Here is an 11,065-nt window from a genome sequence, read left to right as displayed (position 1 = left end):
GCGGCCCCGGCTATTCCGAAGGCAATACCAATCGCTGCCCAGCCATCAACAGCGCCAACCGCGTCAACCCCGTCCAAGGCGAACCAGGCGCCTGGCCCTTGATCTGCGCATCGATACGCTGAGCATCCTGCAGCAACTGCGCCCAGCGCTGCGCCGACAGCCGTTGCAGGGCCTTGCTGACCAGTGGCCGGCGCTTGTCCCATACCGGCGGACGCGCCTGGCTGAAGGCTTTGTCGAGCGGGATGCCCTGGCTGAACTGCAAGGCGATACCCGCCAGCAGGCGCAGCTCGCGGGCCAGGGCCCAGAGAATCACCGGGGGCTCGACGCCCTCGCCGCGCAGGCCTTCAAGCATGCGCAGGGCATGGGTCGCATCGCCTTTGAGAATGGCATCGACCAGGCCAAACACATCGAAGCGAGCACTGTCGGCCACCGCGCTCTGCACGGTTTCGACGGTGATCTGGTTGCCTTCGGCGAGCAGCTTGAGCTTTTCGATCTCTTGGGCGGCTGCGAGCAGGTTGCCCTCGACCCGCGCCGCAATCAGGTCGACCGCATCCCGCTGGGCCGACAGCCCGGCCTGGGCCAAACGCTGATTGATCCACTGCGGCAACTGCTGCGCATCGATCGGCCAGATCTGGATGAACTGGCACTGACTGCCCTCGACCAGCGCCTTGCCCCATTTGGTTTTCTGCGCGCTGCCGTCGAGCTTGGGCAGGCTGATCAACAGCAAAGTGTCTTCAGCGGGCCGCGAGCAGTACTCGATCAGCGCCGCCGCGCCCTTGTCACCAGGCTTGCCCGAGGGCAGGCGCAGCTCGAGCAGGCGCCGCTGGGCGAACAGCGACAGGCTGGCACCGGCTTGCAGCAGCGTACCCCAGTCGAAGTTGGCATCGGCACTGAACACCTGGCGCTCGTCAAAACCCTGCTGGCGGGCGGCGGCGCGAATCGCGTCGGCGGCCTCCTGGCACAGCAGCGGGTCATCGCCGCTAACGATATAGACAGGCGCAAGAGTACCTTGCAGATGCTTGTTGAGTTGGGCGGGGGCGAGCTTCATGAGCAGAGGTCGGGGCACCTGGCGGTGCCCCGCACGGGCTTAGGTGCCCGGGATTTCCAGTGGCGACTGCTGCGGGGTTTCGTCACGATAGCGCTGCGCGGCTGCGGCGGCTTCGGCTTCAGCCTTGGCACGTTGATCCGCTTGCTGCTGCAGTTCGTCGAGGTGAGCTGGGGTCAGCATCTGCAGGCGTACGACCATGGCCTGGACCAGATCACGGCGCATCTCGTCGCGGGTCTGGGTGCCTTCCTGGTCGGAACCGGTGATGTTGTCGCCGTCACGCACGTAGATCTTGCGCACTTCGAGCTTGTCGCTTAGCAGCGGCACGTTGTTCAGGCCGTTGATGCTGTAGTTGAGCACGGTGGTGAGTTCGTACTCGGCCGAGCGACTGCCGCTGCTGTAGGTGACTGCGCGCTGGGTCTGCTGCTCGTTGTCGAGCGACAGGCGATACGGCGCACCGCTGCGCAGGCTGACGCCGCTGCGCTCAAGTACCTGGCGCAGTTGGGTAACGGTCTGGCCGTAGGCGTCACGCGCGCTGACATCAAGTTCCTTGATGGTCAGCTCGGTAGTGCCGGTGCCGCGCAGCTGGAAACCGCAGGCGCTGAGCATGACGGCCAGGCCCATTACCAGCAGATTGCGTTTGATCATGTTGAAGCTCCCTTGTGGGCCGATTCCGCTCGCCCGCAGTGCCTGCGGGCGAGCGTTGCCATCAGTTGGCGACGATGTTGACCAGTTTGCCTGGAACCACGATGACCTTGCGAATGGTCAGGCCGTCGGTGAAGCGCACCACGTTTTCGTTGGCGCGCGCCGCAGCTTCGACTTCTTCGCGGCTGGCAGTGGCGGGCATTTCGACTTGACCACGCAGCTTGCCGTTGACCTGTACCACCAGTGTCACGCTGTCTTGCACCAGGGCGCTTTCATCCACGCTCGGCCAGGTGGCGTCGATCACCGCCTCGCTGTGGCCCAGGTGCTGCCACAGCGAATGGCTGATGTGCGGGGTGATCGGTGCCAGCAGCAGGGTGACTGCTTCCAGGCCTTCCTGCAGCAGGGCACGGTCCTGGGCGGTAGCGGTCGGGGCTTTTTCCAGTACGTTCATCACTGTCATCACCTGGGCGATGGCAGTGTTGAATTTATGGTGCAGGCCAACATCGCTGCTGGCTTGCTTGATCGCCACGTGAATCGCGCGGCGGATCGCCTTTTGCCCGTCATCCAGTGCCGCAGTGTCCAGCTTGCCCGGCAAGCCGAGGCTCACATGGGCCTGGGCCAGGCGCCAGACGCGACGCAGGAAGCGGCTTGCGCCTTCAACGCCGGAATCGGACCATTCCAGGCTCATGTCCGGCGGCGAGGCGAACATCATGAACAGGCGGCAGGTGTCGGCGCCGTAGACGTCGATCATCGACTGTGGGTCGACGCCGTTGTTCTTCGACTTGGACATCTTCTCGGTGCCGCCGATTTCCACCGGCAGGCCGTCGGTCTTGAGGCGAGCACTGATGACCTTGGCCTTGCTGTCGCGCTCCAGCTCGACATCAGCCGGGTTGAACCAGTCCTTGCCGCCATTGCTGGCTACACGGTAGTAGGTTTCGGCAACAACCATGCCCTGGGTCAGCAGGTTCTTGAACGGCTCGTTCGATGTGACCAGGCCTTCATCGCGCATCAGCTTGTGGAAGAAGCGCGCATACAGCAGGTGCAGGATGGCGTGCTCGATGCCACCGATGTACTGATCGACTGGCAGCCAGTGGTTGGCCGCTTTCGGGTCGACCATGCCACCTTCGTAGTTCGGCGAGGCGTAACGGGCGAAGTACCAGGACGACTCGACAAAGGTGTCCATGGTGTCGGTTTCGCGCTTGGCCGCAGCGCCGCACTTGGGGCAGCTGCATTCATAGAACTCAGGCAGGCGTGCCAGTGGCGAGCCGGCGCCATCGGGTACGACGTTCTCTGGCAGGGTGACTGGCAGTTGGTCTTCCGGCACCGGCACGTCGCCGCACGATGGGCAGTGGATGATCGGGATCGGGCAGCCCCAGTAGCGCTGGCGGCTGATGCCCCAGTCGCGCAGACGGAACTGCGTGCGCGATTTGCCCAGCTCCTTGCTGATCAGCGCGGCTTCGATGGCGTCGAACGCGCCAGCGAAGTCGAGGCCGTCAAAGGCGCCGGAGTTGATCAGGGTGCCGTGCTCGCCGTAGGCGGCTTCCCAGGTGCTGCCGACTTCGTCGCCAGCGCTGGTGCGCACCACGGCCTTGATCGGCAGCGAGTACTTCTGGGCGAACTCGAAGTCACGCTCGTCGTGGGCCGGCACCGCCATGACAGCGCCGTCGCCGTAGTGCATCAGCACATAGTTGGCGACCCAGACCGGCAGTTTCTCACCGGTCAGTGGGTGCTCGACGAACAGTGACGTGGCGAGGCCTTTCTTTTCCTGGGTGGCCATGTCGGCCTCGGCAACGCTGCCGCCTTTGCATTCGTCGATGAACGCCTGCAGCGCCGGGTTGCCTTGGGCAGCCTGGGTAGCCAGCGGGTGCTCGGCGGCGACGGCGACGTAGGTCGCGCCCATCAGCGTGTCGGGGCGGGTGGTGAAGACTTTAAGTGCGCCGGGATGACCAATGCTTGCCTGGTCATAGGGGAACTGCACTTCCATCCCGCGCGACTTGCCGATCCAGTTGCGCTGCATGGTCTTGACCTGTTCAGGCCAGCCCGGCAACTCGTCGAGGCTTTCCAGCAGCTCGTCTGCGTATGCGGTGATGCGGAAGTAGTACATCGGGATTTCGCGCTTTTCGATCAGCGCGCCCGAACGCCAGCCACGGCCGTCGATAACCTGTTCGTTGGCCAGTACCGTCTGATCGACAGGGTCCCAGTTGACCGTACCGTTCTTGCGGTAGATGACGCCTTTTTCGAACAGACGAGTGAACAGCCACTGTTCCCAGCGGTAGTAGTCCGGCTTGCAGGTGGTGACTTCACGCGACCAGTCGATGGCCAGACCCAGGCTCTTGAGCTGGGTCTTCATGTAGTCGATGTTTTCGTAGGTCCACTTGGCCGGGGCGACGTTGTTCTTCATCGCGGCGTTTTCCGCCGGCATGCCGAAGGCGTCCCAGCCCATCGGCTGCAGCACGTTCTTGCCGAGCATGCGCTGGTAGCGCGCGATCACGTCACCAATGGTGTAGTTGCGCACGTGGCCCATGTGTAGCTTGCCGCTCGGGTACGGGAACATCGATAGGCAATAGAAAGTGTCTTTGCCTGGCTGTTCGGTAACAGCGAACGATTGTTGCTCGTCCCAGGATTTCTGGGCGGCGGCTTCTATGTCACGGGGCGTGTATTGTTCGTGCATGGCTACTTTTGGCTGAGAGAGAGAAGACCTTGTTCCCGGCAGCGGAACCTCGCTGCATCCGGCACTCCGGTGTCGGTGAGAGTGAACGCCGTAGCATACATGAGCGCTGTGTATCGTGGGAAACCCAATTGGCCCGCAGCGGCGCCGGGGGCCGTTGGTCGCAGCGCTCTGCTGCTTTGCACAACGCCGCTAAGCTCAGGTGTGGGGGGAGATATCGTTATCTTCAATGAGGTGAACGGATGGGAGAGTCGCAGTTACCCGCAAGCAAACCGGAGCTGTATGAACGCTTGATCGACCGCCTTGGGCTGGCCTTGGAAGCTGCCCGCACGGCGGTGCGATTGCGCGACGAGATGCCAGCGGAACTTGAGTTGCGTGGCCTGAGCCCCGCAGAGTTCGAAGTGATCAAGGCCTATCTGGAGATCTTTCCAGAGAGCCGCATTGCCAGCGCCGCTGCGGTCAAACCAGCGGAGCCGAGCTCAGCCAAGATCATCTGGCTCAAGGACAGGAAGCGCTCCGTCGCCCCGGTCAGATCCAGGACGCTGCCGCATCGGTAGCCGTGCTGGCCTGCTGGCGCGCAAAACGCCGCGCGCCGGTTCAATCATCTACATAGCATGATCGGCGCCGGGCGCTACTTGTCGCTCGGTGTCGATCCTCTTAGTCTGCACGCCTTCACAGGAGGTGCAGGCAATGCCTATTCGATTCTTTATCAAGCAGTGGCTGATGCCGCCTGGCTTGCTGTTCATCTTGCTGCTGGCCGCGTGGTGGTTGCGCAAGCGCCGGCCGCGGCTGGCATTTGCCTGCTTTACGTTGGGGCTGGGCGGTTTATGGCTGATGAGTCTGCCGCTGGTGGTGGAGCAGGTCGCGCGCCAGCTGGAAACCGAGACGCCGCTGAGCCTGGCGCAGTGGTCGGGGCTGGCCCAGCGGGCAGATGCGATCGTGGTACTCGGCGCCGGCCGCGAGCGCGGCGATCCTGCCTGGGGTGGTCAGGATCAACCTACCGGGCACGCGCTGGAGCGCATGCGCTATGCCGCGCAATTGGCCAAGGCCTCTGGTTTGCCGGTATTGACCAGCGGTGGCTTACACTACGGTACCCCGCCCAGCGAGGCGCAGTTGATGGCCGATCGGCTGCGCGATGACTTTGGCGTTACGGTGAAGTGGCAGGAGCAGGCCAGCCGAACCACCTGGGAAAACGCCCAGATGAGTGCGCAACTGTTGCAGCCGTTGGGCATTCGCCGGGTGGTGGTAGTGACCCAGGCCTGGCACATGCAGCGCTCGCGCTGGAGCTTCGAGCAGGCGGGCTTCGAGGTAGTGCCGGCGCCGGTGGGCTTCCTCGGCCAGGATCATGCGCGGCCGTTTGCCGGGCTGCTGCCTGAAAGCAGAGCAGTCTGGCAGAGCGGGCAATTGCTCAATGAGGTGGCGGGTATGATCGGTTATCGGCTGTTCTACTGAGGCAATGCGCCTTCCGCTCATTACACCGCCCCTTGTAGGAGCGGCCTTGTGTCGCGAAGGGGCTGCGTAGCGGCCCCAGATTTCAGCTTCGCCGCCGAGATCCCCGGGCCCGCTTTGCGGGCCTTTCGCGACACAAGGCCGCTCCTACAGGGGACCGCGCCGGCAGGTGTTGCGCGGTTGGCTCACACGGTTTTGGCTATGCGCCTGGCGGCCAACGCCCAGCCCATCAGCAGCAGGCAAACAATCGCCAGCGGCCACGAGCGCCATTGCAGGTAGGGCGTCAGTTGCTGCATCGGCACCACTTCGCCATACAGGATCGCCTGCTGGAACTGCGGGATCTGCGTGGTGATGCGGCCAAACGGGTCGATCAGCGCGGTAACGCCATTGTTGGTCGCACGGATCATCCAGCGCCCCGCTTCAAGCGCACGCATCTGCGCCATCTGCAGGTGCTGCAGCGGGCCGATCGAGGTGCCGAACCAGGTGTCGTTGCTGATGGTCAGGAGCAGATCGCTGCGCGCCGCCAGGCTGGCGGCAAACTCGGGGTAGACCACTTCGTAGCAGATGTACGGGGCGATCTGATAACCCTTGGCCTGCAGCAGCGGCTGGTCATCCGGGCCGCGGGCGAAGTCCGACATCGGCAGGTTGAAGAATTCGATCGCCCCGCGCAGCATGTCCTGCAGCGGCACGTACTCGCCAAACGGCACCAGCTTCTGCTTGAGGTAGGTGCCATCGCCTTCACCGGTCACGGTGATGCCGTTGAAGTAGCGCCGTTGCTGATGCACCACTTCGCGCACCGGTACCCCGGTAATCAAGGCCGAGTTGCGCTCGGCGGCAAAGCGTCCCATCACGTCGATGTAGCCCTGGGCCTGATCCTTGAGGACCGGCACGGCCGTCTCGGGCCAGACCAGCAGATCCACTCGCTTGGAGGTAAAGCTCATGTCGCGGTACAGCGCCAGTTGCGCGTCGATGTGCGCCGGGTCCCACTTCAGGTCCTGCTCGACATTGCCTTGCACGGCGGCGACGCTCAGCGGCTCGCCGGCAGGGCGCGTCCAGGCGTGGTCCTTGAGGGCCATGCCGAGTCCCCATGGCGCCACCAGCAACAGTGCGCCAACTGCCATGAATGCCGGGCGTGCGCGCAGTCGGTGCAGGTTGCACAGCAATGCAGCGCTGAGGGCCAGGGCGAACGAGATCAGCCACACCCCGCCGAGCGGCGCGAGGCCGGCTAGCGGGCCATGCAGCTGGCTGTAACCGGAGTACAGCCACGGGAAGCCGGTCAGGAACCAGCCGCGGAAGGCCTCTTGCAGCAGCCACAGCGCGGCAAAGCACAAGGCGTCGGCTAGCGGCGCTTCGTTCCGGCGCAGCCAGCGCGCCCAGAGCCAGGCGGGCAGGGCAAAGAACCAGGCAATGGCGGCAAAGAATGCCACCAGCAGCAGTACCGCCAACAACGGCGAGGCGCCGCCGTAGGTGGTCATGCTGATGTAGATCCAGCTGGTGCCGGCGCCGTACAGACCGAAGCCGAAGCACCAGCCGCGACCCAGGGCCTGGCGTGGGCTCAGCTCGCGCAGGCCAGCGTAGAACAGGCCGACGGCAAGCAGGGCCAGCGGCCACAGGTCGAACGGCGACAGGGCCAGCAGGGTAGACGCGCCGGCCGCCATGGCCAGCAGGTTACCGGGCCAGCCGGGGCGGGTGATCCAACGCATGGTGTTCCTTAACGGCTAATCGGGGTCAGGCGCAGCAAGTGCACGCGGCGGCTGTCGGCGTTGAGCACGCGGAAGCGATACGCGCCGATTTCGGTGGTTTCGTTGCGCTTGGGCAGGTGACCGAAGGCACTCATCACCAGGCCGCCGACGGTGTCGAACTCGTCATCGGAGAACTCGCTGTCGAAGAACTCGTTGAAGTTCTCGATCGGCGTCAGCGCCTTGACCAGGAAGTCGCCACTTGGCAGCGGCTTGATGTAGCTGTCTTCCTCGACATCGTGTTCGTCTTCGATGTCGCCGACGATCTGCTCAAGCACGTCTTCGATGGTGACCAGGCCGGCGACGCCGCCGTATTCGTCGATCACCACGGCCATGTGGTTGTGGTTGGCGCGAAACTCGCGCAGCAGCACATTCAGGCGCTTGGACTCCGGCACGAAGGTGGCCGGGCGCAGCAGGTCCTTGATGTTGAAGCTGTCGCCGTTCTCCTGAAGGATCAGCGGCAGCAGATCCTTGGCCAGGAGGATCCCGAGCACATCGTCATGGCTTTCGCCGACCACCGGATAACGCGAGTGCGCGGCATCGATCACCGACGGCAGAAACTCGCGCGGGGTCTGGCTGGCCTTGATGCTGATCATCTGCGAGCGCGGCACCATGATGTCGCGTACCTGCAGGTCGGCGACCTGAATTGCACCTTCGACGATGGTCAGCGCTTCGCTGTCGAGCAGCTTGTTCTGATGGGCTTCGCGCAGCAGCTCGAGGAGCTCCTGGCGGTTTTTCGGCTCATGGGCAAAAGCCTGGGTCAGTTTGCCCAGCCAGGACTTTTGCCCGTTGCTCGATCGGTCTTCGCTCATGGCGGTTACTCGTGTTCCTTGCTGATGTCGGTAGTAGGGAGGTGGTCGTCGGCATACGGGTCAGGGTGACCCAGTTCTGCCAGCAATGTTCGTTCCAGTGCTTCCATCTCTTCGGCTTCGTCATCATCGATGTGATCGTAGCCAAGCAGATGCAGGCAACCATGGATAACCAGGTGTGCCCAATGTGCTTCAAGTGCCTTGCCCTGTTCGGCCGCTTCGCGCTCGACCACGGCCACGCAGATCACCAGATCGCCCAGCAGGGGAATATCGAGCAGTTCGTCGGGGACGTCGGCAGGAAATGACAACACATTGGTTGCGTAATCTTTATGACGGTAGGTGTGATTGAGCTCACGGCCTTCGCTTTCATCGACCAGGCGAATGGTCATTTCCGAATCGGCAGTGCGCTGGCGCAAGGCCAGCTCACACCAGCGGCGGAAGTCGGCGTCATCAGGGCTGGCCGCATCGGTAGCCCGTTGCAGGTCGAGTTCAAGCATCGCGTGCGGGTGCCTCGGCCTGGCGGCTCTCGAAACGGTCGTAGGCCTCGACGATGCGCTGCACCAATGGATGACGCACGACGTCCTTGGACTGGAAGTGGGTAAAGCTGATGCCCTGCACGTCCTTGAGCACATCGATGACATGGGTCAGGCCCGACTTGGTGCCGCGTGGCAGGTCGACCTGGGTGATGTCACCGGTGATCACCGCGGTCGAGCCGAAGCCGATCCGGGTGAGGAACATCTTCATCTGCTCGAGCGTGGTGTTCTGGCTTTCGTCGAGGATAATGAAGCTGTTGTTCAAGGTACGACCGCGCATGTACGCCAGCGGCGCGATCTCGATGACCTGACGCTCGATCAGCTTGGCCACATGCTCGAAACCGAGCATTTCGTAGAGAGCGTCGTACAGCGGACGCAGGTACGGGTCGATCTTCTGCGACAGGTCGCCGGGCAGGAAACCGAGCTTTTCGCCCGCTTCGACCGCCGGACGCACCAGCAGGATGCGCCGCACCTGTTCGCGCTCCAGCGCATCGACTGCGCAGGCTACGGCCAGGTAGGTCTTGCCGGTACCGGCCGGGCCAACACCGAAGTTGATGTCGTTGGCGAGGATCTCTTTGACGTAGCGTTGCTGGTTGGCACCGCGCGGGGTGATCTTGCCCTTGCGCGTGCGCAGCGAAACGCTGACCTCGTTGACCGCCGGGTTGGCGATGTGTTCGACCGCCGACTCCTGCAGATACAGGTGGACCGTTTCCGGCGACAGCTCGGTGGCCTTGGTCTCACGATAGAGACGGCGCAGCAGCTGTTCGGCAGCGGAGGTGGTCTTGGGTTCGCCGACCAGTTCGAACTGGTTGCCGCGGTTGCGGATCTGGATGGACAGACGCTGCTCGATGAGCCGCAGGTGCTCGTCGAACTGGCCACACAGGTTGGCGAAACGATGGGCCTCGAAGGGTTCGAGGATGAAACGATGGGGTTCTATGGGTGCGTTCAAGGTCGTTTTAGGCCGCTCGCCGGCTATAGAGGTGAACTCAAGAATAACCCTTGTCTGACAGTGGCGAAAGCACTGAAACGATCAAGGGTCGGTGCGGGCGCTTTTGCCGACCAATTGACCCGCCGTCGGCGCCATGTGAGGCCTCGCAGTGGGCCGGGCTCTGCTATGATGCGGGCCATTTTCAGACCAGTGTGCCTATACGCCGATCATGAGCAAAAGCGAACCCGCGATCTACAAAGTGATCTTCCTCAATCAGGGGCAGGTCTTTGAAATGTATGCCAAGCAGATCTTCCAGAGCGACCTCTGGGGTTTTCTCGAAATCGAAGAGTTCGTCTTCGGCGAGCGCACCCAGGTGGTGGTCGATCCGAGCGAAGAAAAGCTCAAGGCCCAGTTTGAGGGAGTGATCCGCAGCTTCGTGCCGATGCACTCGATCGTGCGCATCGATGAAGTCGAGCGGTTGGGTACGGCGAAGATCAGCGAAGCCAAGATCACCGGCAACGTGATGCCGTTCCCGATGCCAATACCTACCAAATAATCCTTACGGCAGCGGGGCGAAAGGGCTGCGGCCCTCGGCGTTCTGCAGTTCGAGCAGGTATTTGCGGAAGATCTGGCCGAGCACCTGGGTGGCATGCTCGAGTTCGTCGCGGGGCATCTGCTCGGTGACTTCGTCAGCCAGGTCGAGGGCATCCTCGGCACCGTTGACCGCGGCCATCTTCAGCAGAATGTACGCCTGGACATTGTTGGCCTTGACCCCTTCACCATGGAAGAACATCGAGCCAAGCCGATACTGGGCCTGAGCATGGCCTTGCAACGAGGCTTGCTGGAACCAGTTGAGGGCTTTGTTGAGGTCGCGTGCGGCTTGCTCGCCGTTACCGCTGTAGTAGAACTCGCCCAGCTCGTACTGCGCCTGGGCATCCCCAGACTCGGCAGTGTGCTCGCACGCCTTGAGGGCGTTCTGCAGGTCCTCTGGCTGAACGTTGAGAGTGCAGCGGCCCGTCGCTGGAATCAGCAACGAGTTACCGCCCTCTGCCAAGGCCAGCAGGGGCTGAAGGAGCAACAGGCAGCCCAGGGTCAGGGCGCGGCCGGTGCGGTTCATGGGGATCGACTTACCTCTGCAAGCTGTCCGATGTCTCTGGTGGCACATTATGGGATAAGCAGCGCCAACCTTACAAAGTTTTACTCGATTTTCTGTTGAAGGTGGGTCTGCGGGGGCCTATTCGCGGCGGAC

The 11,065-nt window shown here is 63.0% G+C and carries 11 protein-coding genes; 3 read left to right on the top strand and 8 right to left on the bottom strand.

Annotated elements, in window-relative coordinates:
* Nucleotides 1–10: 10 nt before the first annotated feature.
* The 3 genes from holA to leuS all read right to left on the bottom strand — a co-directional run bounded on the left by holA (nucleotide 11) and on the right by leuS (nucleotide 4,361).
* Complete coding sequence (holA, locus tag IDM28_RS19720; RefSeq protein ID WP_101322256.1) at nucleotides 11–1,048, bottom strand: DNA polymerase III subunit delta; 1,038 nt, start codon at nucleotides 1,046–1,048, stop codon at nucleotides 11–13.
* Between the two features lie 39 nt (nucleotides 1,049–1,087).
* Nucleotides 1,088–1,693, bottom strand: coding sequence for an LPS assembly lipoprotein LptE (gene lptE / locus IDM28_RS19715; protein WP_101322255.1), 606 nt, complete (start codon nucleotides 1,691–1,693; stop codon nucleotides 1,088–1,090).
* A 61-nt stretch (nucleotides 1,694–1,754) separates the two neighbouring features.
* Entirely contained in the window at nucleotides 1,755–4,361 is a 2,607-nt protein-coding gene (leuS, locus tag IDM28_RS19710; RefSeq protein ID WP_188036725.1) for a leucine--tRNA ligase, read from the bottom strand.
* Nucleotides 4,362–4,600: 239 nt separating this feature from the next.
* On the opposite strand from leuS, the gene IDM28_RS19705 reads away from it, so the two are divergent.
* Nucleotides 4,601–4,915, top strand: coding sequence for a hypothetical protein (locus tag IDM28_RS19705; RefSeq protein WP_101322253.1), 315 nt, complete (start codon nucleotides 4,601–4,603; stop codon nucleotides 4,913–4,915).
* 133 nt (nucleotides 4,916–5,048) lie between these two features.
* Nucleotides 5,049–5,810, top strand: a complete 762-nt coding sequence (locus tag IDM28_RS19700) for a YdcF family protein (RefSeq protein WP_101322252.1) — start codon at nucleotides 5,049–5,051, stop codon at nucleotides 5,808–5,810.
* Nucleotides 5,811–5,992: 182 nt separating this feature from the next.
* Here the strand turns inward: IDM28_RS19700 and lnt are convergent, their stop codons facing one another.
* From lnt to IDM28_RS19680, 4 genes are read right to left on the bottom strand one after another with little or no spacing between them, the layout of a single operon-like run.
* Entirely contained in the window at nucleotides 5,993–7,510 is a 1,518-nt protein-coding gene (gene lnt / locus IDM28_RS19695; RefSeq protein WP_188036724.1) for an apolipoprotein N-acyltransferase, read from the bottom strand.
* Nucleotides 7,511–7,518: 8 nt separating this feature from the next.
* Nucleotides 7,519–8,358, bottom strand: coding sequence for an HlyC/CorC family transporter (locus IDM28_RS19690; RefSeq protein ID WP_101322250.1), 840 nt, complete (start codon nucleotides 8,356–8,358; stop codon nucleotides 7,519–7,521).
* Between the two features lie 5 nt (nucleotides 8,359–8,363).
* Nucleotides 8,364–8,852 (bottom strand): rRNA maturation RNase YbeY, encoded by a 489-nt coding sequence (ybeY, locus tag IDM28_RS19685; RefSeq protein WP_101322249.1) that lies wholly within the window; start codon nucleotides 8,850–8,852, stop codon nucleotides 8,364–8,366.
* Nucleotides 8,845–9,837: a PhoH family protein gene (locus tag IDM28_RS19680; protein ID WP_101322248.1), complete on the bottom strand. Its 993-nt coding sequence runs from the start codon at nucleotides 9,835–9,837 to the stop codon at nucleotides 8,845–8,847. The genes ybeY and IDM28_RS19680 overlap by 8 nt, the downstream gene beginning before the upstream one ends.
* A gap of 208 nt (nucleotides 9,838–10,045) precedes the next feature.
* Between IDM28_RS19680 and IDM28_RS19675 the strand changes: the two genes are divergently transcribed.
* A complete protein-coding gene (locus IDM28_RS19675) occupies nucleotides 10,046–10,372 on the top strand; it encodes a DUF1820 family protein (protein ID WP_101322247.1) in 327 nt (108 codons plus the stop codon).
* 3 nt (nucleotides 10,373–10,375) lie between these two features.
* Here IDM28_RS19675 and IDM28_RS19670 read toward each other — a convergent pair whose 3' ends face one another.
* On the bottom strand, nucleotides 10,376–10,933 hold the full coding sequence (locus tag IDM28_RS19670; RefSeq protein WP_101322246.1) for a tetratricopeptide repeat protein: 558 nt from the start codon (nucleotides 10,931–10,933) through the stop codon (nucleotides 10,376–10,378).
* Nucleotides 10,934–11,065 lie beyond the last annotated feature (132 nt).

Origin of the sequence: Pseudomonas sp. EZ-C24, from assembly GCF_014525325.1 — a bacterium.
In the GTDB taxonomy this organism is placed as follows: Bacteria; Pseudomonadota; Gammaproteobacteria; order Pseudomonadales; family Pseudomonadaceae; genus Aquipseudomonas; species Aquipseudomonas shirazensis.
The sequence above is the reverse complement of the archived record's forward strand: the minus strand, read 5'-3'. Positions and strand labels throughout refer to the sequence as shown.

Coding starts and splice junctions, on each gene's coding strand:
- IDM28_RS19705 (WP_101322253.1), top strand. CDS start 4,601: ATGGGAGAGTCGCAGTTACCCGCAAGCAAACCGGAGCTGTATGAACGC.
- ybeY (WP_101322249.1), bottom strand. CDS start 8,852: ATGCTTGAACTCGACCTGCAACGGGCTACCGATGCGGCCAGCCCTGAT.
- IDM28_RS19670 (WP_101322246.1), bottom strand. CDS start 10,933: ATGAACCGCACCGGCCGCGCCCTGACCCTGGGCTGCCTGTTGCTCCTT.
- IDM28_RS19675 (WP_101322247.1), top strand. CDS start 10,046: ATGAGCAAAAGCGAACCCGCGATCTACAAAGTGATCTTCCTCAATCAG.
- IDM28_RS19700 (WP_101322252.1), top strand. CDS start 5,049: ATGCCTATTCGATTCTTTATCAAGCAGTGGCTGATGCCGCCTGGCTTG.
- holA (WP_101322256.1), bottom strand. CDS start 1,048: ATGAAGCTCGCCCCCGCCCAACTCAACAAGCATCTGCAAGGTACTCTT.
- lptE (WP_101322255.1), bottom strand. CDS start 1,693: ATGATCAAACGCAATCTGCTGGTAATGGGCCTGGCCGTCATGCTCAGC.
- leuS (WP_188036725.1), bottom strand. CDS start 4,361: ATGCACGAACAATACACGCCCCGTGACATAGAAGCCGCCGCCCAGAAA.
- IDM28_RS19690 (WP_101322250.1), bottom strand. CDS start 8,358: ATGAGCGAAGACCGATCGAGCAACGGGCAAAAGTCCTGGCTGGGCAAA.
- lnt (WP_188036724.1), bottom strand. CDS start 7,510: ATGCGTTGGATCACCCGCCCCGGCTGGCCCGGTAACCTGCTGGCCATG.